This window comes from Aeromicrobium sp. CF3.5, from assembly GCF_051262695.1.
Taxonomy (GTDB): Bacteria; Actinomycetota; Actinomycetes; order Propionibacteriales; family Nocardioidaceae; genus Aeromicrobium.
The window spans coordinates 113,596-137,404 of the sequence record NZ_JBIMEZ010000007.1 but is presented as its reverse complement, the minus strand read 5'-3'; the positions used below and the strand labels follow the sequence as shown (position 1 = coordinate 137,404).

Annotated in this window: 27 protein-coding genes; 7 read left to right on the top strand and 20 right to left on the bottom strand. The window is 67.3% G+C overall.

Annotated elements, in window-relative coordinates:
• Window positions 1–14: 14 nt before the first annotated feature.
• The 3 genes from ACHAA3_RS13645 to ACHAA3_RS13635 all read right to left on the bottom strand — a co-directional run bounded on the left by ACHAA3_RS13645 (window position 15) and on the right by ACHAA3_RS13635 (window position 2,492).
• Entirely contained in the window at window positions 15–1,094 is a 1,080-nt protein-coding gene (locus ACHAA3_RS13645; protein ID WP_435709630.1) for an SPFH domain-containing protein, read from the bottom strand.
• A 59-nt stretch (window positions 1,095–1,153) separates the two neighbouring features.
• The gene (locus ACHAA3_RS13640) at window positions 1,154–1,627 is read right to left on the bottom strand and encodes an NfeD family protein (RefSeq protein ID WP_435709578.1); all 474 of its coding nucleotides are present in this window, start codon (window positions 1,625–1,627) and stop codon (window positions 1,154–1,156) included.
• A gap of 61 nt (window positions 1,628–1,688) precedes the next feature.
• Window positions 1,689–2,492: an ABC transporter ATP-binding protein gene (locus ACHAA3_RS13635; protein WP_435709577.1), complete on the bottom strand. Its 804-nt coding sequence runs from the start codon at window positions 2,490–2,492 to the stop codon at window positions 1,689–1,691.
• A gap of 79 nt (window positions 2,493–2,571) precedes the next feature.
• On the opposite strand from ACHAA3_RS13635, the gene serB reads away from it, so the two are divergent.
• On the top strand, window positions 2,572–3,777 hold the full coding sequence (gene serB, locus ACHAA3_RS13630) for a phosphoserine phosphatase SerB (RefSeq protein ID WP_435709576.1): 1,206 nt from the start codon (window positions 2,572–2,574) through the stop codon (window positions 3,775–3,777).
• 55 nt (window positions 3,778–3,832) lie between these two features.
• Window positions 3,833–5,038 carry an MFS transporter gene (locus ACHAA3_RS13625; protein ID WP_435709575.1) on the top strand — a complete coding sequence of 402 codons (1,206 nt, stop codon included), beginning with the start codon at window positions 3,833–3,835 and terminating at the stop codon, window positions 5,036–5,038.
• A 19-nt stretch (window positions 5,039–5,057) separates the two neighbouring features.
• Here the strand turns inward: ACHAA3_RS13625 and ACHAA3_RS13620 are convergent, their stop codons facing one another.
• Complete coding sequence (locus ACHAA3_RS13620; RefSeq protein WP_435709574.1) at window positions 5,058–5,273, bottom strand: dodecin; 216 nt, start codon at window positions 5,271–5,273, stop codon at window positions 5,058–5,060.
• 65 nt (window positions 5,274–5,338) lie between these two features.
• Here ACHAA3_RS13620 and ACHAA3_RS13615 point away from each other — a divergent pair, with 65 nt between their 5' ends.
• Both ACHAA3_RS13615 and ACHAA3_RS13610 read left to right on the top strand, forming a co-directional pair.
• On the top strand, window positions 5,339–5,638 hold the full coding sequence (locus ACHAA3_RS13615; protein WP_435709573.1) for a DUF3099 domain-containing protein: 300 nt from the start codon (window positions 5,339–5,341) through the stop codon (window positions 5,636–5,638).
• Entirely contained in the window at window positions 5,635–5,823 is a 189-nt protein-coding gene (locus tag ACHAA3_RS13610; protein WP_435709572.1) for an acetone carboxylase, read from the top strand. Before ACHAA3_RS13615 ends, ACHAA3_RS13610 begins: the two co-directional genes overlap by 4 nt.
• On the opposite strand, the gene moaA is transcribed toward ACHAA3_RS13610, so the two are convergent.
• A complete protein-coding gene (gene moaA, locus ACHAA3_RS13605) occupies window positions 5,820–6,821 on the bottom strand; it encodes a GTP 3',8-cyclase MoaA (protein WP_435709571.1) in 1,002 nt (333 codons plus the stop codon). The two genes, ACHAA3_RS13610 and moaA, sit on opposite strands and share 4 nt — an antisense overlap.
• 23 nt (window positions 6,822–6,844) lie before the next feature.
• On the opposite strand from moaA, the gene ACHAA3_RS13600 reads away from it, so the two are divergent.
• Window positions 6,845–7,636: an SURF1 family cytochrome oxidase biogenesis protein gene (locus ACHAA3_RS13600; RefSeq protein ID WP_435709570.1), complete on the top strand. Its 792-nt coding sequence runs from the start codon at window positions 6,845–6,847 to the stop codon at window positions 7,634–7,636.
• A 5-nt stretch (window positions 7,637–7,641) separates the two neighbouring features.
• Here ACHAA3_RS13600 and ACHAA3_RS13595 read toward each other — a convergent pair whose 3' ends face one another.
• From ACHAA3_RS13595 to ACHAA3_RS13550, 10 genes are all read right to left on the bottom strand, one after another.
• Window positions 7,642–8,019: a DUF3253 domain-containing protein gene (locus ACHAA3_RS13595; RefSeq protein WP_435709569.1), complete on the bottom strand. Its 378-nt coding sequence runs from the start codon at window positions 8,017–8,019 to the stop codon at window positions 7,642–7,644.
• A complete protein-coding gene (gene abc-f / locus ACHAA3_RS13590; RefSeq protein WP_435709568.1) occupies window positions 8,012–9,610 on the bottom strand; it encodes a ribosomal protection-like ABC-F family protein in 1,599 nt (532 codons plus the stop codon). Before abc-f ends, ACHAA3_RS13595 begins: the two co-directional genes overlap by 8 nt.
• A gap of 201 nt (window positions 9,611–9,811) precedes the next feature.
• Window positions 9,812–10,189 carry a metal-sulfur cluster assembly factor gene (locus ACHAA3_RS13585; protein ID WP_435709567.1) on the bottom strand — a complete coding sequence of 126 codons (378 nt, stop codon included), beginning with the start codon at window positions 10,187–10,189 and terminating at the stop codon, window positions 9,812–9,814.
• Window positions 10,186–10,689 (bottom strand): Fe-S cluster assembly sulfur transfer protein SufU, encoded by a 504-nt coding sequence (gene sufU / locus ACHAA3_RS13580; RefSeq protein ID WP_435709566.1) that lies wholly within the window; start codon window positions 10,687–10,689, stop codon window positions 10,186–10,188. Before sufU ends, ACHAA3_RS13585 begins: the two co-directional genes overlap by 4 nt.
• A gap of 30 nt (window positions 10,690–10,719) precedes the next feature.
• Window positions 10,720–11,991, bottom strand: coding sequence for a cysteine desulfurase (locus tag ACHAA3_RS13575; protein WP_435709565.1), 1,272 nt, complete (start codon window positions 11,989–11,991; stop codon window positions 10,720–10,722).
• Window positions 11,991–12,752 (bottom strand): Fe-S cluster assembly ATPase SufC, encoded by a 762-nt coding sequence (sufC, locus tag ACHAA3_RS13570; RefSeq protein WP_435709564.1) that lies wholly within the window; start codon window positions 12,750–12,752, stop codon window positions 11,991–11,993. The genes ACHAA3_RS13575 and sufC overlap by 1 nt, the downstream gene beginning before the upstream one ends.
• Window positions 12,753–12,796: 44 nt before the next feature.
• Entirely contained in the window at window positions 12,797–13,114 is a 318-nt protein-coding gene (locus ACHAA3_RS13565) for a non-heme iron oxygenase ferredoxin subunit (RefSeq protein ID WP_435709563.1), read from the bottom strand.
• On the bottom strand, window positions 13,111–14,280 hold the full coding sequence (gene sufD / locus ACHAA3_RS13560; protein WP_435709562.1) for a Fe-S cluster assembly protein SufD: 1,170 nt from the start codon (window positions 14,278–14,280) through the stop codon (window positions 13,111–13,113). Before sufD ends, ACHAA3_RS13565 begins: the two co-directional genes overlap by 4 nt.
• A 44-nt stretch (window positions 14,281–14,324) precedes the next feature.
• A complete protein-coding gene (gene sufB / locus ACHAA3_RS13555) occupies window positions 14,325–15,770 on the bottom strand; it encodes a Fe-S cluster assembly protein SufB (RefSeq protein WP_435709561.1) in 1,446 nt (481 codons plus the stop codon).
• Window positions 15,767–16,447: a helix-turn-helix transcriptional regulator gene (locus ACHAA3_RS13550; protein WP_435709560.1), complete on the bottom strand. Its 681-nt coding sequence runs from the start codon at window positions 16,445–16,447 to the stop codon at window positions 15,767–15,769. The genes sufB and ACHAA3_RS13550 overlap by 4 nt, the downstream gene beginning before the upstream one ends.
• Window positions 16,448–16,574: 127 nt before the next feature.
• Between ACHAA3_RS13550 and ACHAA3_RS13545 the strand changes: the two genes are divergently transcribed.
• The gene (locus ACHAA3_RS13545) at window positions 16,575–17,081 is read left to right on the top strand and encodes a hypothetical protein (RefSeq protein WP_435709559.1); all 507 of its coding nucleotides are present in this window, start codon (window positions 16,575–16,577) and stop codon (window positions 17,079–17,081) included.
• Between the two features lie 98 nt (window positions 17,082–17,179).
• Here ACHAA3_RS13545 and ACHAA3_RS13540 read toward each other — a convergent pair whose 3' ends face one another.
• Window positions 17,180–18,499, bottom strand: a complete 1,320-nt coding sequence (locus ACHAA3_RS13540; RefSeq protein ID WP_435709558.1) for a DUF2786 domain-containing protein — start codon at window positions 18,497–18,499, stop codon at window positions 17,180–17,182.
• A gap of 66 nt (window positions 18,500–18,565) precedes the next feature.
• On the opposite strand from ACHAA3_RS13540, the gene ACHAA3_RS13535 reads away from it, so the two are divergent.
• Window positions 18,566–19,645, top strand: coding sequence for a DNA polymerase domain-containing protein (locus tag ACHAA3_RS13535; protein WP_435709557.1), 1,080 nt, complete (start codon window positions 18,566–18,568; stop codon window positions 19,643–19,645).
• A 24-nt stretch (window positions 19,646–19,669) separates the two neighbouring features.
• Here ACHAA3_RS13535 and ACHAA3_RS13530 read toward each other — a convergent pair whose 3' ends face one another.
• From ACHAA3_RS13530 to ACHAA3_RS13515, 4 genes are all read right to left on the bottom strand, one after another.
• The gene (locus tag ACHAA3_RS13530) at window positions 19,670–21,247 is read right to left on the bottom strand and encodes an AbgT family transporter (RefSeq protein ID WP_435709556.1); all 1,578 of its coding nucleotides are present in this window, start codon (window positions 21,245–21,247) and stop codon (window positions 19,670–19,672) included.
• A complete protein-coding gene (locus ACHAA3_RS13525) occupies window positions 21,244–22,236 on the bottom strand; it encodes an alpha/beta hydrolase family esterase (RefSeq protein ID WP_435709555.1) in 993 nt (330 codons plus the stop codon). The genes ACHAA3_RS13530 and ACHAA3_RS13525 overlap by 4 nt, the downstream gene beginning before the upstream one ends.
• Before the next feature lie 78 nt (window positions 22,237–22,314).
• Window positions 22,315–23,082 (bottom strand): creatininase family protein, encoded by a 768-nt coding sequence (locus ACHAA3_RS13520; RefSeq protein WP_435709554.1) that lies wholly within the window; start codon window positions 23,080–23,082, stop codon window positions 22,315–22,317.
• Window positions 23,079–23,768, bottom strand: coding sequence for a FadR/GntR family transcriptional regulator (locus ACHAA3_RS13515; protein WP_435709553.1), 690 nt, complete (start codon window positions 23,766–23,768; stop codon window positions 23,079–23,081). The genes ACHAA3_RS13520 and ACHAA3_RS13515 overlap by 4 nt, the downstream gene beginning before the upstream one ends.
• Window positions 23,769–23,809: the final 41 nt, after the last annotated feature.

The window sequence follows — 23,809 nt, the reverse complement described above, 5'->3', positions numbered from 1 at the left end:
GTCGGGACCAAGACTCAGGACGGGCCCTGATCACCCTCCGGCGGCGGTGTCTGAGCACTGCCTCCCGACGACGGCAGCACCGGCCCGCCGGACGACGCACCGGGCCGTTCGGCCTGCCGAGCAGCGTCGATGGCCTCCTGGACGGCCTTGGACGTCTCCGGGCCATCAGTGACGTCGTCGACGACGGACTCGTCGAGATCGACCCGATTCTTGTTGCCCCCGCCGTCGACCGGGATGGAGCCGACCGTGCCTCCCAGCGTGCCCAGCGCCTGGGTGAGCTCGGCCGGGATGATCCACGTGGTGGCGTTGTCACCCTCGGCGATCTTCGGCAACATCTGCAGGTACTGGTACGACAGAAGCTTCTGATCCGGATTTCCGTCGTGAATCGCCTGGAACACGGCGCCGATGGCCTGGGCCTCGCCCTGAGCGCGAAGGATCTGGGCCTGCCGGTCACCCTGGGCGCCCAGGATCTGGGCCTGTCGGTTGCCCTCGGCGTTGAGGATCGCGGCTTGCTTCTGGCCCTCGGCGGTCAGGATGGCCGACTGGCGATCGCCCTCGGCGGTCAAGATGATGGCGCGCTTGTCACGATCGGCGCGCATCTGCTTCTCCATCGCGTCGTTGATCGAGGGCGGCGGATCGATGCCCTTGAGCTCGACGCGGTTCACGCGGATGCCCCACTTGCCGGTCGCCGAGTCCAGCTCGCCGCGCAGACCGGAGTTGATCTGGGTGCGGCTCGTGAGGGCGTGCTCGAGGGTCATGCCACCGATGATGTTGCGCAGGGTGGTCATGGTCAGCTGCTCGATGGCCTGGATGTAGTTGGCGATCTCGTACGTGGCCGCGACCGGGTCGGTGACCTGGAAGTAGATGACGGTGTCGATCGAGACCGTCAGGTTCTCCTCGGTGATCACCGGCTGCGGCGGAAAGGACACGACCTGTTCACGCATGTCGATGCGGTAGGCCACGCGATCGATGAACGGGGTGACGATGTTGAGGCCGGCGGTCAAGGTGGTGCGGTACTTGCCGAAGCGTTCCACGACGCCGGCAAAAGCCTGCGGAATGATCTTGACCGTCATGGAGACGGCCACGATCGCCATCAGGGCGAGCAGGGCGAGGACGATCGTCAGTGCGATGCCCCCTGGGGACTCGAAGAACATCAGGACTCCTGGGTGGGGGCGGTGGGACTGGTGACAGCAACGATGACGGCTGTGGCGCCCTCGATGCGAATGACACTGACTTCGGTGTCAGTGTCGAAGGTGGCCTCGTCGAGATCGGCACGAGCCGACCACAGCTCTCCGGCCAGGCGTACCCGACCATTGAAGCGATCAACCGGCTCGACGACCACAGCGATCCGGCCGACCTGGGCGTCGTGCCCCTGGGTGAGGGTCGGCCCATCGTGAAGACGCTCGACCAGCGAAGGCCGCAGCAGGGCCAGCAGGGCGGTCGAGACGACGGCGAAGACGAGGACGGAGAGCCACACCGGCGCACCCAGGGCCGACGCGGCTGCCGCGGCCAAGGCGCCGGCAGCGAACATCAGCAGCACGAGCTCGAGGCTGAACATCTCGATGATGACGAGCATCACCGCGATGACCACCCAGATCACCCACGGATTGTCGTTGAACAGGTCCATCGCACTCTCCGATCAGTGAGCTGTGTGCATGTGGTGCTAGTGAGCTCTGTACATCTGGTCGCTAGTGAGCTCTGTGCCCGAATGCTGCCCGACGAGCGGTGTAACGTCCACCGCTGCTCTCCAGCTCCAGCTTGGTTCCGAACGTGCGGCTCAGGTTTGCGGCCGTCAGAGTCGACTCCATCGGCCCGGCCGAGACGACGTGCCCATCGCGCAGCAGCATGGCGTGGGTGAAGCCGACGGGAATCTCCTCGACGTGGTGGCTGACCATGATCAACACGGGCGCTGACGGGTCCGACGACAGAAGCTCGAGGCTGGCCATCAGGTCCTCGCGTGCACCGAGGTCGAGACCGGCGCTGGGCTCATCGAGCAGCAGCATCTCCGGATCGGTCATCAGGGCCCGGCCGATCAGCACCCGCTTGCGCTCCCCCTCCGACAGCGTGCCGAAGGTGCGTCCGGCCAGGTGAGCGATGCCGAGCTCAGCCATGATCTGACTGCACTGCTCGACATCGAAGTCCTCGTACTCCTCGCGCCAACGACCCGAGACGCCGTAGGCAGCCGACATGACGACGTCCGAGGCCGACTCGGTGGGCGGGATCTGGTCGGCGACCCGCGTGCTGGTGTGGCCGATGCGCGTCCGCAGCTCGAACACGTCGACCTTGCCCAGCCGCTGGCCGAGGATCTTGACCTTGCCCGACGTGGGATGCAGCGTCGCTCCGGCCAGCTGGAGCAGCGTCGTCTTGCCCGCACCGTTGGGACCCAGCACGATCCACTTCTCCCCCTCGCGCACGGTCCAGCTGACCTGTGCCAGGAGCGTCTTGTCCCCGCGCACGATGCTGACCTTCGACAGGTCGAGCGCGGTCGACATGCAATCTCCTGAGGGTGGATGACGGGTGTGACCAAACCTACCGTGCTCGCGCGAACCGCTGACGATAGCCTCGTCGACGATGACCCTGCCCGTGCCGACCACGCATTTCACCGACCCCACCGTGCTCGTGACGCTGGTGGGGCCGGACCAGAGCGGTGTCACGACGCGCCTGTTCGAGGCAGTCTCGGCCCACGATGTCGAGGTGATCGACGTGGAACAGCTCGTGGTGCGGGGCAAGCTCATCCTCAGCACGCTGCTGAGCGCACCGGACGACGTGACAGCCCTCGAGCACACCGTGACCGAGGTGGCCGAGGGATTCGGCCTGCAATCCACGGTCGAGCACGGCACGGGTGACAACAGGCCGCGCCGGGTTGGACGCGCCCGAGTCATCGTCCTCGGCTCACCGCTCAGGCCTGCTGCGCTGGCCGCTCTCGCCGCCGAGATCCGCCGCCTGGGCGGCAACATCGACCGCATCATCCGCATGGCCCGCTACCCCATCACGGCAATCCGTCTCGAGGTCTCCGGTGCCGACCCGGACCTCCTCCAGGCCGATCTGGCCGCTGTTGCCTACGAGCACGGCATCGACCTGGCGGTCCGCGAGGCGGGGATCGGCGAACACGCCCAGCGGTTGGTCGTCATGGACGTCGACTCCACACTGATCCAGGGCGAGGTGATCGAGATGATCGCGGCCCACGCGGGTTACGAGGTCGAGGTCGCCGCCGTCACCGACCGCGCCATGCGCGGCGAGATCGACTTCGCGGACTCGCTGCACCAGCGGGTCGCGCTGCTTGCAGGCGTGCCGCTGACCGCGCTCGACGACGTGTACCGGTCGTTGGAGTACACGCCCGGCGCCCGCACCCTGATCCGCACCCTGAAGCGACTCGGCTACAAGTTCGCGCTGGTCAGCGGCGGCTTCACGCACCTGATCGATCGGATGGCGGACGAGCTGGGCATCGACTACCACGCCGCCAACGAGCTCGAGGTCGTCGACGGTCACCTGACGGGCCGACTCGTCGGGACCGTGGTCGATCGGGCCGGCAAGGCCGAGGCATTGCGCACCTTCGCCGATCACGCTGGGATTCCGGTCAAGAACACCGTTGCCATCGGGGACGGCGCCAACGATCTCGACATGTTGGCGGCGTCGGGACTAGGCATCGCGTTCAACGCCAAACCCGTCGTGCGCGACCAGGCCCGCACCTCGGTCAACGTGCCCTACCTGGATGCGATCGTCTACCTGCTGGGCATCACGCGCGAGGAGATCGAGGCGGCCGACGCCGCCGACTGAGCGCCGTCAACCCGTTTCCGGGAACAACCAAAGGCCTCAGGTGGTTCAACAATTCATGGCCACCCCCACTCTCGTGCGCCCGACGACGCGCCTGTCGCACCGCGCAGGATTCTGGGTCGGCCTTGCCGCCACCTTCGCCATGCTGGTCGGCGCCGCAGCACCTTCACCGTTCTACCCCGTGCTGCAGGCCGAGCTCGGCTACTCCCAGGCCACCAGCACCATCGTGTTCGCAATCTATGCGGTGGCACTCCTGGTCACTCTCCTGATCACCGGATCGCTGTCGGACCACGTGGGACGTCGCCCAGTCCTGTCGATCGGGTTCTTCGTTCTCGCGCTCAGCATGCTGCTGTTCTGGCACGCCGACACGGTGACCGTCCTGCTCGCCGCGCGGACGGTGCAGGGCCTGGCCACCGGACTGCTCCTGTCCACCCTCGCTGCTGTCGTGGTCGACTTCGAGTCACCCGACCGACCCCATTCGGCGGCGACTCTCAACAGCTCCTTCCCACTCGCCGGACTGGCCGCCGGCGCACTGGCCGGCGGCGTGGCGATCGAGCTGCTCAGCAGCCCGCTGGCCGTGATCTTCGGTGCCCTCGTCGTTCTGTACGTGGTGTTCGGCGCCGTCGTGTGGACCCTGCCGGAGACGTCCGCGCGACACGAGGGAGTCATGGCCTCGCTGGTACCGCGCATCGGGCTGCCCCGCACGGCGCGGTCGGCGTTCAACCGCAGCGCGCCCGCCGTGTTCGCCGGCTGGGCGACAGGCGGCTTCTACCTCTCGCTGGGCGCCCCCTTGGTGCAGCAGACGTTCGACGAGCCCAGTCCCGTCCTGCAGGGCCTCGTCGTCACGGCGCTGACCGGATCCGGCGCGCTGAGCGTCTACCTGGCCCGCAGCTTCACCCCTCGCCACATCACGCTCTACGGGACGGTGGCGTTGGCCGTCGGGACCGGCCTCGGCATGATCGCGATCAGCCAGGAATCACTGATCGGCTTCTTGGCGACCGCCGTCGTGGCCGGCAGCGGGTTCGGCACCACGTTCATGGGCATCATGCGATCCATCACGCCGACCGTCGGGCCTGAAGAACGCGGCGAGCTGTTCTCGACCGTCTTCGTCATCAGCTACCTGGCGTTCGGAATCCCCGCCGTTGCGGCAGGATTCGCCTCCCCCATCCTGGGGATCGGCACCACGGCGACCGTCTACGGCGCCGTGGTGGTGGCCCTGTCGGTCACCGCCGCGCTGCTGCGCCGATTCACGACGCGCGACTGACGTCCTGCTCGGACTGGTCCTACTCGTCGTCCTCGAGTCGGAAGCCCATCTTCATCGTCACCTGGTAGTGCGATGCCGTGGTGTCGGTGATCTGGCCTCGAATGCCGGTGACCTCGAACCAGTCGAGGTGTCGCAGGGTCTGCCCGGCACGGGCGATTCCGTTCTCCACCGCCTCGGTGATGCCATCCGGTGAGGTGCCTACGATCTCTGTCACGCGATAGGTGCGATTGCTCATGAGCCCATCATGCCCGTCAGCCGGCTCGACCTGAGGAGTCGGGCACTGCGACGTAGACTGAACACATGACTGACGGTCAAGAACGCAAGCCGCGTGGCCAAGAGGTCTTCTCCATCACCTCGGCGCCCGAGTCGCACACATCCGAGCTGGGAACCCGCGAAAAACGCTATGCCATCTCGATGGGGATCCGCACGTTGTGCTTCATCGGAGCAGTCATCGTCAGCGGCCCGTTGCGCTGGGTCCTGATCGCGGGAGCCGTGATCCTGCCCTACACCGCCGTGATCCTCGCCAACGCGGGCGTGCGTCGCAAGAGCGATGGCCCGTCGCCATTCGGCCCCGAGGCCAAGGGACAGATCGAGCAGTGAGCGATCAGCTCATCTGTTCGTCGAAGGGGTGCACGGCCGCGGCCGCGCAGCAGGTCGTGTGGAACAACCCCAAGGTGCACACGCCGGACCGCCGCAAGACCTGGTTGGCGTGCCCCGAGCACGAGCAGACCCTGCGCCGGTTCCTCGATGCTCGCGGCTTCTACCTGGCCACCGAGCCGCTCTAGCCGCCGATCGCGGACATGGGCCGCGAGGACTGCAGGAAGCTCGGATCGTTGATGCCGTGACCGGGCAGCTTGGTCATCATCGCCGCGGCCCAACGCTCGGCGATCTCGAGGTCGCTGGCGCCATCGCGCAGGGGAGCACGCAGATCTGACTCGTCACGGGCGAACAGACAGTTCAGGATCTGGCCGTCGGCGGTCAGACGCACGCGGTTGCAGTCCCCGCAGAAGGGCCGCGTGACTGATCCGATGATGCCGACCGTGTGCGGTCCGTCGTCGACGAGGAACTTCTCCGCGGGGGCCGACCCACGACCCTCCAGGGGCGTGAGGGTGAACTCCTCGGAGATCAGACCGAGCGTCTCGTCGGCGGTGATCATCTGGGCCCGGCTCCAGCCGTGCTGGGCATCCAGCGGCATCTGCTCGATGAAGCGCAGCTCGTAGTCACGTTCCATGCACCAGCGAAGGAGCGCGGGGCCCTCGGTCTCGTTGTGCTCGCGCAGCAGCACTGCATTGACCTTGACCGGCCCGAGACCAGCGTCCTGAGCCGCCGCGAGACCGTCGACGACGTCCTGCCAGCGGTCGCGTCGGGTGATGCGGGCGAACACCTCCGCGTCAGTGGTGTCGAGGCTGATGTTGACGCGATCGAGTCCCGCCTCCGCCAACGCCTTGGCCGTGCGCTTGAGGCCAAGACCGTTGGAGGTCATGGCCGTGCGCGGGCTCCCCGAGCCGTCGCGCAGCGTCATCGCCTTGGTCGCGGAGATCAAGCCGGGCAGCCCCTTGCGCAGCAACGGCTCGCCACCGGTGAAGCGGACGTCGGTGATGCCGAGGTGCTCGACGCCGATGCTGATCAGCCGCACCAGCTCGTCGTCTGTGAGGGTCTGGTCGGTGGGCATCCACTCCAGTCCCTCGGCGGGCATGCAGTACTGACAGCGCAGGTTGCACCGGTCAGTCAGCGACACGCGGAGGTCAGTCGCGATGCGGTCGTGCTGATCAATGAGCTCCATGGTGTCCATCGTAGGGTCGGGGTGTGTATCGCTTCTTGTTGAATCGACGATGGTTGGCGCTCCTGGCCTTCGTGATCGTGTTCGGCGCAGTCTGCTTTCGACTCGGACTCTGGCAAATTCACCAGCTCGATCGTCGCCTGGATCGCAATGAGGTCATCACCGATCACTTCAGCACGGCACCGGTCGATCTCGATTCCGCCGCACCTGTCGGCACCACCATCGACGCCGATTCGGCGTGGACGCGAGTCACGATGCGCGGCACCTACGACGCGGCCAGCGCCGCGTCGGTCAAGTTCACCTCACGAGATGGCGCTCCCGGCGTCGACGTGGTGGTGCCACTTCGCCTCGACGACGGCACTGCGGTCCTCGTGAACCGGGGGTGGATGGAGACGGCCAACTCAAACGCCCGGCCCGACCTGCCCGCCCCGCCGAACGGCGAGGTGACCGTGCGGGGTTGGTTGCGTCAGGACAACAACGCCGGCGGAGACGCTGTTCGAATCTTCGATGGACAGATCCGCGCGATCGACAGCGACGGATTCAGCGAGTTCGTCCCCTATGAGCTGCGCGATGGTTTCGTCAACGCCCAGGAGGAGTCACCAGAATCGACACCGGCAGCTGCCCTGGAGGCCGAGCCCGAGCCCGAGCTGGGCCAGGGCCCGCACTTCTTCTACGCGTTGCAGTGGTGGTTCTTCGGCATGATCGGCATCACGGGCTACATCTGGTTCGCGATCTCGGAGGCTCGCGACCGTCGCCGCGCTCGCACCGGCCCTCGACAGGACTCCGAGCGTGAGGTCGCATCCCCCGTCTCGGCTTAGTACGACTAGCGCGCGCGACGAATCCGGATGGGCCCCTTGGCCGTGGACGGGTCGACGACCGCGCCGCGCTGGGTGATCTGGACCTCTCCGGCCGCGACCAGTCGTCGGGCCGCGCGACGGGCCGGCTCCATGAGATCACGCCAGGCGTCGGCATCTGTGCCGGACGAGACGGCCTTCGCCGCCTCGGAAGGGCAGATCGACGACTCCGCAGACCGTGACCCGAGCAGCTCACGGATCGAGTCCTCCAGCGCCTGATCGGTGGTGGTCACGCCACGCTTGCGACACGCGGCCGAGCAGTAGCGCACCTGCTCCCAGTCGCGCTCCCACTTCTTGCGCCACTGGATCGTTCGCCCGCACGCATCGCAGGTCTTGTCCTCAGGCAAGGGCGACGAGCTCGGCGTAGGTGTCGGACCAGAGGTCCTCATCGCCGTCCGGCAGCAGCAGGACCCGGTCGGGCTCCAGTGCGGTGACGGCGCCCTCGTCGTGCGAGACGAGCACGATGGCGCCCTCATAGGTGCGGATGGCGCGCAGCACCTCCTCGCGCGAGGCAGGGTCGAGGTTGTTGGTCGGCTCGTCGAGCAGCAGGACGTTGGCGCTGGAGACGATCAGGCTCGCCAGCGCGAGTCGGGTCTTCTCGCCACCAGACAGGACGGCAGCTGGCTTGGCCGTGTCGTCGCCGCTGAACAGGAACGAGCCGAGCACGCTGCGCGCCTCGGTGTCGGTCAGCTGCGGGGCGGTGTCCTGCATGTTCTCCAGCACCGTGCGCGAGGTGTCGAGGGTCTCGTGCTCCTGCGCGAAGTAACCGATCTTGAGGCCGTGTCCTGGCAGAATCTCTCCGGAGTCGGCCTTCAGCGCACCTGCGAGCATGCGCAGCAGGGTGGTCTTGCCAGCGCCGTTGAGCCCGAGGATGACCACGCGGCTCCCCTTGTCGATCGCGAGGTCGACACCGGTGAAGATCTCCAGCGACCCGTAGGACTTGGACAGCCCTTCAGCCATCAGCGGAGTCTTGCCGCACGGGGCGGGCTTGGGGAACTTGATGTTCGCGACCTTGTCGTTGGCCCGCTCGCCCTCGAGGCTGGACACGAGCTGGTCGGCGCGTCGCAGCATCTGTTGCGCGGTGGATGCCTTGGACGCCTTGGCCCGGAACTTGTTGGCCTGGGTGGTGAGGGCATCTGCCTTCTTGACCGCCAGGGCTCGCTCACGCTTGCGACGCTGCTCGTCGGCCTCGCGCTGCTTGAGGTAGGAGTTCCAGCCCATGTTGTAGATGTCGATCGTGGAGCGGTTGGCGTCGAGGTACAGGACCTTGTTGACCGTCTCCTCGATCAGGTCGACGTCGTGGCTGATGATCACCAGACCGCCGGAGAAGTTCTTCAAGAACCCACGCAACCAGGTGACCGAGTCGGCATCGAGGTGGTTGGTCGGTTCGTCCAGCAGCAGGGTGTCCGCGTCGGAGAACAAGATGCGTGCCAGCTCGATGCGACGTCGCTGACCGCCCGACAGCGTCGACAGGGGTTGCTCCATGACGCGCTCGGGAAGACCCAGGCTGGTGGCGATGGTCGACGCCTCGGACTCAGCTGCGTACCCGCCGCCCGAGGAGAAGGTCGCCTCGGATCGGGTGTAGGCCTTCATCGCCTTGTCGGCGATGTCGGGGTCGGGTGATCCCATGTCGATCTCGGCCTTGCGCATGGCGGTGAGCGCCTCGTCGAGCCCACGGGCGCCGAGGATGCGGTCGCGGGCGGTGGTGGCGAGGTCGCCGCTCTTGGGGTCCTGGGGCAGGTAGCCGACGGTGCCCGTGGACGTGATGGCTCCCTCGGCGGGATCCCCGTCGCCGGACAGCATGCGGGTGAGAGTCGTCTTGCCGGCGCCATTGCGGCCGACCAGACCGACCTTGTCGCCGGAGTCGACCCGGAACGAGACATCGGACATGAGGACACGGGCGCCGAAACGCAGCGTCACATTGCTGACGGTGAGCATGAAGTAACTTTCAGATCAGGGTGTGCAAACGGAGTCGAGGCGATGCCTCGACGTCATTCCCGCTGGTAGAAAGCCACGACACCACTGTACGGGTGATGGGCTCGATCCCCCGAATCCGCCGCCGTGAGGTGCCTCACCCACCCGCCGGCGAATCACGTAGACCCAGGTCTGCGTGACTCGTCAGCGGGCCTGCGTGACTCCTCAGCCGATGTTGAAGCCGAGGGCGCGCAGCATCTCGCGGCCGTCGTCGGTGATCTTGTCCGGGCCCCACGGCGGCATCCAGACCCACTCGATGCGGAAGTCGTTGACGATGCCGTCGAGGGCGGCGCGGGTCTGGTCCTCGATGACGTCGGTCAGCGGGCACGCCGCAGACGTCAGTGTCATCGAGAGCACCGTGTTGCTGTGCTCGTCGACGTCGGCGCCGTAGACGAGGCCGAGGTCGACGACGTTGATGCCGAGCTCGGGGTCGACGACGTCCTTCATGGCCTCGATGACGTCCTCCTCGGTGGTTCCGCCGGTCGCGCCGGACGGCGTCGAGGTGTCGACGTCAGGAAGGTCGGAGTGGTCGATGTCGGTCATGCGGTCTCCTGAGTTGATTCTGGGGAGGTTGATTCTGGGGAGGTGGAAGCGGTGCTGGATCCAGCCTGCAGCGCGGCATCCTTGAACGCCATCCAGGACAGCAGTGCGCACTTGACGCGGGCCGGAAACTTGGACACGCCGGCGAACGCGATGGCGTCCTCGAGAACGTCCTCGTCGGGCTCGATCTTGCCCTTGCCCTGCATCAGCTCGGTGAACGAGTCGAGCACGGCCATGGCGTCGTCGACCTGCTTGCCGACGATCAGCTCGTTCATGACTGACGCAGCGGCCTGGCTGATCGAGCAGCCCTCGGCGGCGTAGGACACGTCGGCCACGGTGCTGCCCTCGAGATGGACCCGCAGGGTGATCTCGTCGCCACAGGTGGGATTGACGTGGTGGACCTCGGCCTCGAACGGGTCACGCAGACCCGATCCGGTCTTGGCCTTGTAGTGATCGAGGATGATCTCCTGGTAGAGCGCATCGACGTGGGTGGCGTCGGTCATGGTGTCCCTCCTCGCCGGACTCGGGCGATCTCAAGCATCAAAGTAGTTCTGGGTGTGGCGCAGCGCCTCAACGAGCGCATCGATCTCCTGCGTCGTCGTGTACAGGTAGAACGACGCACGGGTGGTCGACTGCACCCCGAACCGCAGATGGGCCGGCTTGGCGCAGTGGTGCCCGGCGCGCACGGCGACGCCGCGCGAGTCCAGCAGCTGGGCGACATCGTGCGGGTGCACGTTCTCGAGGGTGAAGCTGATCGCTCCCCCACGATCGACTGCCTCGGTGGGGCCCACGACCGTGAGCCCGTCGACCTGCTGCATCGCCTCGAGTGCATAGGCGGTGATGTGCTGCTCGTGGGCGGCGACCTGGTCCATGCCGATGCCCGTGAGGTAGTCCGCTGCTGCTGCCAGGCCGACGGCCTGGGCGATGGGCGGAGTACCTGCCTCGAACCGCGCCGGGGGGCGCGCGAACGTGGAGCGCTCCATCGTGACGGTCTCGATCATCTCGCCGCCCCCGAGGAACGGCGGCAGCTCGGCGAGCACGTCGTAGCGGCCCCACAACACACCGATGCCCGTGGGGCCGACCATCTTGTGGCCGGTGAACGCGACGAAGTCTGCACCCAGTGTCGACAGGTCGACCGGGATCTGCGGCACGGCTTGCGAGCCGTCGATGACGACGAGTGCCCCGACCTCCTTGGCCCGGGCGATGATCGTGTCGAGCGGGTTGATGGTGCCGAGCATGTTCGAGACCCAGGTCAGCGAGACGACCTTGGTGCGCTCGGTGATGAGGGTGTCGAGGTTCGACAGGTCGAGCCGGCCGTCGTCGGTGACGCCGAACCAGCGCAGCGTCGCATCGTTGCGCTGGCACAAGAGCTGCCAGGGCACGATGTTGGAGTGGTGCTCCATCTCGGTGATGACGATCTCGTCGCCTGCCCCGACCCGGTACGGGCTGCCCGGCGCTGCATCACCCAGCGTGCGCGCGACCAGGTTGAGCGCCTCGGATGCGTTCTTGGTGAACACGACCTCCTCGCGCAGCGGAGCGCCGATGAACTCCGCGATGCGGGTTCGCGCGTCCTCGAAGGCTTCGCTGGCCTCCGCACCGAGCTGGTGCATGGCGCGGGCGACGTTGGCGTTGTGCAGGCGGTAGTGACGCTCGATCGCGTCGATCACCTGGGTGGGCTTGTGAGAGGTGTTGGCGCTGTCGAGATAGACCAGCGGAAGGTTCCCGGCCATGCGCCGGTGCAGGATGGGAAAGTCCTCGCGCACCTTCTGCACGTCGTAGGACGTCGCTCCCTCGAGCACGGTCATCAGACTGACGCAGCCTTCACATACTTGTCGTAGCCCTCCGCCTCGAGCTGGTCCGCGAGCTCGGGACCTCCCTGCTCGGCGACCTTGCCGCCCACGAACACGTGCACGTAGTCGGGCTTGATGTACTGCAGGATCCGCGTGTAGTGCGTGATCAGCAGGACGCCGCGGTCACCGGCCTCGGTGTAGCGGTTCACGCCGTCGGAGACCACACGCAGTGCGTCGATGTCGAGGCCCGAGTCGGTCTCGTCGAGCACGGCGAACGTGGGGTTGAGCAGCTCGAGCTGGGCGATCTCGTGGCGCTTCTTCTCGCCACCGGAGAAGCCCTCGTTGACCGAGCGCTGAGCGAATTCCTTGTCCAGCGTGACCCGCTCGAGCGCGGCGTTGACGTCCTTGATCCAGGTGCGCAGCTTGGGAGCCTCGCCGTCGATCGCGGTCTTGGCGGTCCGCAGGAAGTTCGCGACCGAGACACCGGGGACCTCGACCGGGTACTGCATCGCGAGGAACAGGCCCGCACGGGCGCGCTCGTCGACGGTCATCTCGAGGATGTTCTGGCCGTCGAGCGTGACGGTGCCGCCGGTGACGGTGTACTTGGGGTGGCCGGCGATGGAGTAGGCGAGGGTGGACTTGCCTGAGCCGTTGGGGCCCATGATCGCGTGCACCTCACCGGACTTCACGGTGAGGTTGACGCCCTTGAGGATCTCCTTGTCGCCGTCTTCGGTGGCGACGGAGACGTGAAGGTCCTGGATGTCGAGGGTTGCCATGTGATGCTCCTGTGCTGGAAGACTGTGTCGGATTCTCGGGGAAATCAGAGATCGACGAGGACGGTGTCGTCGTCGATTCGGGTGGGATAGGTGGGAACGGGTTCGATGGCCGGCAGGTTGAGCGCCTTGCCGGTACGGACGTCGAAGTTCGAGCCGTGCAGCCAGCACTCGATCTCGCAGCCGCCGGGGCCGACGGTGACGTCGCCCTCGGACAGCGGCACTGCCGCGTGCGAGCACTCGTCGCGGAGGGCGTACACGCCATCGGCGTCACGCACCAGGGCTATGTCGACTCCCCCGATCTCGACGGCGAGGACGCCGTCGACCGGGACGTCGGCGAGCGCTGCGGCCTTCTGGAAGGTCACGCCGACTCCGCATCGGCCAGCGGTTCGGTGAGTCGTCCGATGTGCTCGGCCAGCTCGTCCTCGATGGCGGCGATGAGCCGTTCCTGCAGCTCGGGCACTCCGATGCGACGGATGATCGCGGCGAAGAAGCCGTGCACGACGAGTCGACGCGCCTCTTCCTCGGGGATGCCGCGGCTCTGCAGGTAGAACAGGTGCTGGTCGTCGAAACGGCCCGTGGTCGAGGAGTGCCCCGCATCCTCGATGTCGCCGGTCTCGATCTCCAGGTTGGGCACGGAGTCGGCCTTGGCACCGTCGGTGAGGACCAGGTTGTCGTTGGCCTCGAACGTCGTGATGCCCTGGGCCTCCTTGCGGATCAGCACGTTGCCGATCCACACGGTGTGGGCACCCTGACCCTGCAACGCACCCTTGTACTCGACGTTGCTCTTGGTGCGCGGTGCCGTGTGGTCGATGAACTGACGGTGCTCGATGTGCTGGCCCTCGTCGGCGAAGTAGACGCCGAGCAGCTCGGCGCTGCCGCCGGGCCCGGCGTAGTCGACGTTGACGTTCGTGCGCACGAGATCGCCGCCGAGGCTGAACTCGAACATGCGCACCGTGGCATCGCGGCCGACGCGGACGTTGTACTGGGCCGCGTGGACGCTGTCGTCGTTCCAGTCGTTGACCGTGACGATGTCGACCTGGGCGCCGTCGCCGACGATGACCGGGACGAAGGCGTCGTAGGTCGCGCTGCCGACGTGGTCGATGACGACCGTGACCTTGGAGTGGGTGCCGACGCGGATCGCGACGTGTCCCCACACGGTCTCGTCGGCCGAGGACCCGGTCAGCACGAGACGCACCGGCTCGGTCAACTCGGTGTTGGCCGGCACGTCGAGCAGGGTCGCTCCACCGGCACGGGCGACCGCGAGGGCGCCGAGCCGGTCGAAGGGTGCTGCGACGTCGAGCGCCATGGCCTCCTCGGTACTGAGGGTGCTCAACGTGGCGCCCGCGGGCAGCTCGTCACTGACGTCGAGGTGAGCGTCCGACGGCGTGCCGTCGAGCAGTCCGCCGAGCCGCTTGAGCGGCGTGAAGCGCCAGATCTCCTCGAAGCCGGTGGGCGTCGGGTGAGCCTCGACGTCGTACGTCGGCTCGGGGTGCAGGTGCGACTCAACATGCTCAAGCGCACCAGCCACGTGGTCTTGGATTGCCTCGTGGGTAGGGCTTGTGGTGGAGGTTGTCATCCGACAGCACCCTCCATTTGCAGCTCGATGAGGCGGTTCAGCTCGAGCGCATACTCCATCGGCAACTCGCGCGCGATGGGCTCGACGAAGCCGCGCACGATCATCGCCATCGCCTCGTCCTCCTCCATGCCGCGTGACATGAAGTAGAAGAGCTGGTCGTCGCTGAGCTTGGAGACCGTGGCCTCGTGGCCCAGCGTGACGTCGTCCTCGCGGACGTCGACGTACGGGTAGGTGTCCGAGCGGCTGATCTGATCGACCAGCAGCGCATCGCACTTGACCGTGCTGGCCGAGCCCTCGGCGCCCTCGAGCACCTGCAGCAGACCGCGGTAGGAGGTACGACCACCGCCGCGGGCGACCGACTTGCTCAGGATCGAGCTGGACGTGTTGGGGGCGGCGTGCACCATCTTGGCGCCGGCGTCTTGGTGCTGTCCCTCACCGGCGAAGGCGATCGACAGCGTCTCACCGCGGGCGTGCTCGCCCATCAGGTAGACGGCCGGGTACTTCATGGTGACCTTGGAGCCGATGTTGCCGTCGACCCACTCCATCGTGGCGCCCTCTTCGCAGGTGGCGCGCTTGGTGACGAGGTTGTACACGTTGTTCGACCAGTTCTGGATGGTCGTGTAGCGGACGCGTGCGCCCTTCTTGACGATGATCTCGACGACGGCTGAGTGCAGCGAGTCGCTGGAGTAGATCGGCGCCGTGCAGCCCTCGACGTAGTGCACGTAGGAGTCCTCGTCGGCGATGATCAGGGTGCGCTCGAACTGGCCCATGTTCTCGGTGTTGATGCGGAAGTAGGCCTGCAGCGGGATGTCGACGTGGACGCCCTTGGGCACGTAGATGAACGACCCACCGGACCACACGGCGGAGTTCAGTGCGGAGAACTTGTTGTCGCCCACCGGGATGACGGTGTTGAAGTACTCGGCGAACAGCTCGGGGTGCTCCTTGAGCGCCGTGTCGGTGTCGAGGAACAGAACCCCCTGCTCCTCGAGGTCCTCACGGATCGAGTGGTAGACGACCTCGGACTCGTACTGAGCCGCGACGCCCGACACGAGGCGCTGCTTCTCGGCTTCGGGGATGCCGAGGCGGTCGTAGGTGTTCTTGATGTCGTCGGGCAGGTCGTCCCACGTGGTGGCCTGCTTCTCGGTGGACCGCACGAAGTACTTGATGTTGTCGAAGTCGATGCCGCCGAGGTCGGAGCCCCAGGTGGGCATGGGCTTGCGGCCGAACAGCTTGAGGCCCTTGAGTCGCAGGTCCAGCATCCACTGCGGCTCGCTCTTCAGGCTCGAGATGTTGCGCACGACGTCCTCGCTGAGGCCGCGCTGCACGTTGGCGCCCTTGTCGTCGGCGTCGGACCAACCGAACTCGTACCGGCCGACATCCTTGAGTCCCGGATTCGCGTCGAGGACTGCGTTGTTGTCGTTTTCGTGGCTCGTCGTGGTCATGACGGGGCCCTCTCTGTGGTGGTCGGACTTGCAGGTAGGTGCGTGGTGCAGACGCCATCGCCGTGAGCGATGGTCGCCAGACGTTGGACGTGGGTGCCGAGGAGCCGCGAGAACATCGCAGCCTCGGCCTCGCACATCTGGGGGAATTCGGCCGCGACATGCGCGACCGGGCAGTGGTGCTGGCACATCTGGGCGCCGGCGGGGGTCGAGCTGATCGATGCGGCGAAGCCCTCATCACTCATGGCACGGGCCAGCAGGGCCGGCCGATCGGCCTCGGGCGCCTGCTCGAGCCGCGGACGGATCCGCTCCTCGAGATCTGCCATCCGCTGGTCCGCAAAGGCTGCGACCGCGTCGTCGCCACCGGTCTCGGCCAGGAAGCGCAAAGCACTGGCGGCGAGGTCGTCGTAGTCGTGCTGGAAACGGTCGCGGCCGATGGCCGTAATGGCGAAGACCTTGGCCGGACGGCCCCGCCCCCGCTGTCCGTAGGACCGCTGGTCGCGGGCCTCGACGAGTCCGTCGGTGATGAGATGGTCGAGATGGCGGCGCACGGCAGCCGGTGTCAGCTCGAGGCGATCGGCGAGGACAGCCGCCGTGGACGGCCCACTCTCGAGGATCACGCGCGTCAGGCGAGAGCGCGTGGGAGCGTCGATCGTCGACACGCCTTTCACTGCTCCCATGTATTCCACAACATCAGTGTGCCGTTAATGATTCCGCCCATTCAACGAAGGTGAGGCTAAGTGTTCCCAGGTCGCTGGCCGTTTCGGTGTTGTGCCACTGTGTCTGCGCCTGGATAACATGTCGCGCATGTCGAAAGCCATCGGATCGTCGGTCGTCCTGACACTGGTGCTCCTCGCGGGATGCAGCGGCGACGAGCCGGAGTCTCCGCCGCCGACGTCTGCTCCCTCGAGCGATCCCTCGGAGGCCGACGCCGTGGCCGTCGTGGAGGACTACTGGGCCGAACGGATCCGGGTCGAGACCTCGGGTGCCTACGAGACCGCGGACTTCTTGGACCTGGTCGACACGTCGCTCGCCGAGTCGATGACAGCGCGGTACGCCAGCCTCGCTCAGGGAAACTTCCGCCGGGTCGGAGCACCTGAGTTGCGGGACTTTTCCGCCGCAGTGACCGGCGACACTGCCGTGGTCACGGTGTGCCTGAACGAGGATGGCTGGGGCGCCAAGGCCGATGTCGACGTCGAGGACGCACCGGACCGTGGCTTCTTCGCTTCCGCTTATCAGCTCGAGCGGAGCTCCGGTGACGACCCGTGGCTGATCGTCGAGTCCGCCAACGCCCCGGACCGGGTCACGTGCTGAGCATCGCGCGGCAGGGTCCATCGGTCGGCCCTCGCCTCCTTCTTTCTCCGGTCGTCGAGGTGCAGCCCCGCGTGACCGAGCTCGGCTGAACCTGTGCCTCAGTCGGCCACCTCGCCAGCGGGAAGAACTGCCTCGTCGGCGGCCCGGGTACCGGCATCCCAGCCGCGGGCGTCGAAACGAGTGCGCCGCGAGCCGGTGGTGACGTGCGGGAAAAGTCTCTCGAACTCTTCGCTCACTGCTTCGGTCTGCCGCTCCAACACAGGGACCAACGCTGATCCATAGCTGGCGGTGGTCTGCTCGCTCGTCTCGGAGAGCCGCTCGCCGATGCGTACCGCGTAGGCGCTGAGGAAGGCCTTGCGGAACGACGAGGACCGGTCCTGGCCCACGGAGTGCTCCCCGGCCTGGGTCATGGCGCGAGTCGCCTGCACCAGGGTGGAGGTGAACAACATCTCGACCTGCTCGAGGTCGGTGGGCACGCCCACGATGGTCACGCAGGACGCGAACTCGTTCCAGATGGCCTTGACCCGGTTGGCGGCGGAGATGACGTGCAGCAGCGATGCCTTCTCGAGTCCATAGGGGTGGTGGATGAGGATCTTGCTGCCTGCGACGTCGAAGGAGTCGCCTGCCTCGTCGGCGAGCAGGGCCTCGTCGATCGAGTGGCGTGTCATCAGGTCTTGGGCCTTGGCGGTGAAGGCGTCGGCCTCGGCGGCGAAGTCGGTGGACTCGGCCTTGGCGAGCAGTGCGCGGATCTTGGTGAGTGTCTTGGTCTGCGGCTCGCGGGGACGAGGTGCTGACGAAGGCCGGATGCGCGCCACCTGGTCCCACCGCGACGGAGGCGGCATGAGCACCTGCGACCTGGGCAACCGGTGCAGCAGCTCGAGCGCGACGAGCGCCGCCGTCCACGTGGCGAGGTCGGCATGACCGCGCGCCGGAAGAAGCCGAGCCGCATCGGTCACAGTGTCACGCCGATGGCTGAGCGCCTGGAGCTGGTCGATCCACGCCTGCGGCGCCCGATCGGCGGCCGAGGTGTCGTCGGCCTCGACCAGGACCGCGCTGGCCATCCACGTCGCCGACGCAGCCGAGGTACGCCGTCGTGTGGCGTGCACGAGCTCGGCGGGTTGCCAGCCGTGCTCCCAGGCCGAGCGCAACATCGACATCGCCTCGTCGACCACCAGTGAGGCCGGATCGAGGTGCGGGGAGGATGCCGCGGTGCCGATCTCGTTCAGCTCGGCGACCTTCGGCGCAACGACTCGCCGCGAGATCGTGGCGTACTGCGAGGCGATGCCGATGAGGTCGATGATCTGGGGCTGGGTCAGCTGGTCGGCCGGGCCCGGTCCCGCCGCGCGGGTCTGCCGCGCGATCCGCCGCGGCTGCGCTCGTCGCTTTGCCTCACGTCGCTGTCTGCTGTTCTTTCCCATGCACCGATCCTTGCAACCCCCTCTGACATCGCTGTCTCGAGCATCCACAACCTCTACGCTGAGCCCATGGCGTCCGACGCGATCATGGTGCAGGCAGGCGACCGGGAGGTCCGCGTCTCCAGCCCGGACCGGGTGATCTTCGAGGCGACCGACTTCTCGGCGCAGGTCACCAAGGCGATGGTCGCGCAGTACTACGCCGACGTCGCCGACGGCATCGTGCGGGCACTCCGTGACCGTCCTGTCACCCTCGAGCGGTGGCCCAAGGGCGTGCGCGAGGGCATGGAGCTGTCGACGCGCCACGATGGCCCCGGCGCGGGAGCGTCAGGTCGGACACAGGGAGACGCCTTCTACCAAAAACGCATGATGCGGGGTGCTCCGGATTTCGTGGAGTCGGCACGGGTGAGCTTTCCGTCCGGTCGCCGCGCTGACGAGCTGTGCGTGACCGAGGTGGCGACGGTCGTCTGGGCGGCTCACATGGGTGCCGTCACCTTCCACCCGTGGCCGATGCGCCGCGATGACAACGATCATCCCGACGAGCTGCGGATCGACCTCGACCCGCACGGCGCCACGTCGTTCGCGGACTCGGTGCGCGTGGCGGAGGTGGCACGCGGCCTGTTCGACGATCTCGGCATTCGTGCGTTCTGCAAGACGAGCGGCAACCGCGGGGTGCACGTGTACGTCCGCATCGAGGCACTGTGGACCGTCACCGACGTGCGCCACGCCGCCATCGCCGTGGGCCGCGAGCTGGAACGGCGGACCCACGGGGTCACCACGGCGTGGTGGAAGGAGCAGCGAGGCGACAACATCTTCATCGACTACAACCAGAACGCCCGCGACCGCACCATCGCCTCGGCGTACTCGATCCGCCCGAAGCCGGGCGCTCCCGTCTCGATGCCGTTGACCTGGGACGAGCTGATCGAGACCGACGACCCGCGCCAGTTCACGGTGCACACCGTGCCTGCTCTGCTGACCGAGCGGGGGGACGCGCACGCCGAGATCGACGACGTCGCGCACTCGCTCCAGCCGCTGCTCGACCTCTGGGATGCTGACGTCGAGCGCGGACTCGGCGAGATGCCCTATCCCCCGGACTATCCCAAGATGCCCGGCGAGCCGAAGCGGGTGCAGCCCAGCAAGGCACGTGACTGAGCCGGACTGCACTCCACTTCCGGCTCAGCGCACCGGCGCACCCGGTCCGAGCGGGATGCCCAGGCCCCACCAGGCGAAGAACAGCAGGGTCCAGAAGAACGTCATCGCGATGGCCAGCGGAAGCGTGTACGAGATCAGCGTGCCGATGCCCGCGTTCTTGCGATACCGCTGAAGGAAGCCGAGCGCCATGATGAAGTAGGGACTCATGGGAGTGATGGACGTGGATCCGGAATCGGCGATCCGGAACAGTGCCTGCGTCGTCTCGGCCGGGACCGAGAGCAGCATCAGCATGGGAACCAGCACAGGAGCCGCGATGGACCACATGGCCGAGCCGCTGGTGACCAGCACGTTCACGATGGTCAGGAGCCCCAGCACCATCAGGAAGATCAACGGGATCGGCACCTGGTTCTGATCCAGCAGCGAGGCGGACTCGACCGCGAGCACGTCTCCGATGCGTGTCCAGTCGAAGTAGGCCAGGAACTGGGCGATCGCGAAGAACAGCACCAGCACTGGCGCCATCTGCTTGATGCCCTCGGCCATCAGCTTGGGGACGTCGGCAGCGTTCTTGATGGCTCCGCTGCGCAGGCCGTAGATGGTCCCGGTCACACCGAAGAACACCGCGACGATCATGGCCACACCCTCGATCAAGGGCGACTCCGCGATGCTGCCGCCCTCACCGCGCAGCGGCGAGCCCTGGGGAAGGACGATCGCGGTCAGACCGACGATCATCGCCACGAGCGCGAGGGTGGCCGCCCGTAGCGCGCCCCGCTCGCGCACGGACAGCTGCAGCGAGCCGAAGTCCTCCAGGTCGACATCGGGGTCTGGATCCAGGTCGGGACGTTTGGCCAGCACGAACTTGGTGACGACCGTGATGACGGTGGCCAGCAGCAGCGACGACACGATGTTGAAGTACCAGTTGCTCACCGGCGAGACGAAGGCATCCTCCTCGACGATGCGGGCCGCGGCCGTCGTGATGCCCGCGAAGATCGCGTCGTTGGGCGTCGGGATCGGGCTGGCGTCATAGCCGGACGCGATCGACGTGTAGGCGACCACGATGCCGAGAATCGGCGATCTCCCCACCGCCTGGAACGCCAGTCCACCCAGCGGGACCAAGATGATGTACGCCGCCGCCGAGGCGACGTGCGACGCGGTGCCGATGAACGCGACCGCGAAGACCACCCATGCGGCTGGGACCCGGGAGACGCCGACCTTCATGGCCGCGGACAGGAACCCGGTGCGTTCGGCGACCGCGACACCCATGATCACCACGACGATGGTCGCCATGGGTGGGAAGGTCGCGAAGTTGGTGATGGCCGTGGAGAACGCCATGGCGAATCCCGGGCCGCTGAACAAGTTGCGCACCGCGACGGTCTCACCATCGCTGGGCGAGACGACCGTGACGTCGGCCGAGGCGAGGATCGCACTGGCCACACCGAGGATCAGGGCCAGCACCCAGAACAGCCAGAACGGGTGCGGCAGCCGGTTGCCGACGCGCTCGATGACGGCCATGGCGCGGATGATCCGCGGCAGCTGCTCCTCATCACTTCCGTCTGGGGCCCGGCCGGGGGTCCTCGCCTCGGCCTTGCGTTCACTGGTGCTCATCGGTTGGTCCCTTCCTCGGACTGCTGTGCGTCGAGCTGTGTGGATCGGGCGCGGTCGTCCAGCTGGTGACGCTGGAAGAACCGCCAGATGACCTTGCTGGTCTTGATGTCCCGGGTGTTGTAGCCGCCACCGGAGTAGACGGTCGCTCCCGGCCAGACGTGACCGCCGCCGGCGACGGCCACGTGCTCGACGTCGGCACCATCGGTGCAGCCACGATGGCGGTAGGTCGTCACATCACGACCGGTACGCACGGTGCGCACGGGCTTGGTGCACTCGTTGCGAGCGACCCAGGTGGCCACCTGCTGGGGAACCGAGGGCAGATCACGGTCAGCGTCGCCCGCATACGGAATCGTGGTGTCACCCGTGCCGTGCACCGCGATGACCGGAACCGGCGGTGCGCCGTCGCATCCTTCTCGGGTTCCCGGGTAGTACGCCGCCGCCACCGGGGCGACCGCCGCGAACCGATCGGGGAGTCGGCAGGCCAACAGTGCGGCGAGACCACCGCCATTGGACTTGCCGGTGGCGTAGGTGCGGCTCGGATCGACGCAGTAGCTCGACTGCAGCTCGTCGAGCAGGTCGTTGGTGAAGGCCACGTCGTCGACGCCCGGCGCTTCATACGGTGCTCCCTGCCAGGCCTGACGATGTCTGCTGCCGGTGCCGATCGCACCGTTGGGGTAGGCGACGACGGCCGGTAGACCGTCCAGCTCTGAATAGCCCTCGACTTCGGTGCCGGTGCTCCCCCGGCCGTGGTACGCGACGATCAGGGGCCAGTCGTCGCGCGACTCGTATCGCGCGGGAAGCCGCACGATCACGCGACGGTCGATGCCGCCGCTGGTGACCTCCAGCAGGGCGGAGGTGTCACCGCGCTGCTCGGTCGGCACGGCGCAGCGCGTCGGTCGCTCGGCCGGTACGGCGCTGACCGGTGCGACGGGGTTCAGCGGGACCAGGAAGCCGAGCACGGCCAAGGTCGTGAGAGTGCGTGGTCTCATGGGGATCCTCCGGTGGTTTCGGGGCGTGACGGGTCGGCCGACGGCGCGAGCGCGCGGTCGGTGTGGGGCGGGGACGACTCAGGTGTCGGCCCACTCCTTGAGGTGGTCGGCGAGCGCGCGAGCCGCCTCGTCGAAGATCGCGCGGCCGTCCTCCGCGGTGGCGTGCCGGGGATCGCCGAGCACACCAGAAGCGGAGAGACGGTCATAGGGCACCGCGAGGGTGGGCGGTGCCGTACGTCGCGCCAGGCGCGACAGGGGGTCGAGCTGATCGAGGGTGGTGGTGCCCGGTGCCAGCTGGTCCGTGCGCACCAGGTCAGGTGCGACGTGCATCATCTGGGCGGTCTCTGCCTCGCCGCTGTGGCCGGTCACCTCGGACCGGTCCATGTCGGCGACCGCCTGGGGCGCCAGGGCGGTGACCGGGGCCCAGGCGAGCTCGAGATCGGGTCGCTCGTGCATGAGCTCCTGGGCCAGGACACCGAGCGCTGCATTGTTGCCACCGTGTCCCGTGACGACGAGGAACCTGCGCCACCCGTGGGCGGCCAGAGCATCGAGATACTCACGCAGCACGAGGATGAAGGTGGCTGGACGCAAGGTCATGGTTCCGGCGAAGGCTGTGTGATGCGGCGAGACACCGACGGGCACGGACGGACCCACCACCACCAGGTCGGGCAGCTCGCTGGCGACGCGCTCGACCAGCGCCTCGGCGCGGATCAGGTCGGTGCCGAGCGGGAGGCCGGCCCCGTGCTGCTCCAGCGCCCCCACGGGAAGCACGACGATGGTCCCCCGGTCTGCGGCCGCTCTGGCCTCGACGGTGGTCATGTGCGCCAGACGATTGATGCCGCTCATGAGGTCTCCTGGGTGAAGACGAGGCGATCCACCGAGTCGTGGATGGCCTCGAGATGGAGTCGGGTGAGGGTCTGAGCCGATGCGGCGTCGCGGTCCCGCACGGCTTCGAGGATCTCGAGGTGCTCGGTGTGGTCGCGGTCTCGGTCCGCCAGGCTGCGCCGGATGGCGACCTGGTCCGAGGAGCGCACGTGCAGGAGGGCCTCGACGGTCTCGCGCACCAGTGCATTGCCCGCGGCCGCTGCCAGTGCGACGTGGAAGTGAAGCGCAGGCCGCTCCTCGCCGCGCTGCGGCACCAGGGCGTTGGCGGTCGCGGCCTCGAGATCACCGAGATGGACCTCGCCGCGGTGCTCTGCAGCGCGGGCTGCGATCGGCGGCTCGAGCACGAGGCGGGCCTCGATCAGCTCCAGCATCGACGCACGGTCCACGCCGCCGGCGTGCGGGTTGTGCATCATCCGCCGGATCGCGCCATCGCCGACGTAGGTGCCCGATCCGTGTCGGAACCGGATGACGTCGGTCGCCTCGAGGCGTCGCAACGCCTCACGCAGCGTCGGTGTCGTGACCTCGAAACGCTTCGCCAGCTCACGCGACGACATCAGGGGGTCGCCGGGGCGCAGGCCGTCGGTACGGATGATGTCGACGATGCCGTCGGCGATCCGCTCGGAGAGGGACAGTGTGGTGGGGCTCACAACAAGTGATCTAATCACTTAGTCATTAGGTCGTCAAGGAA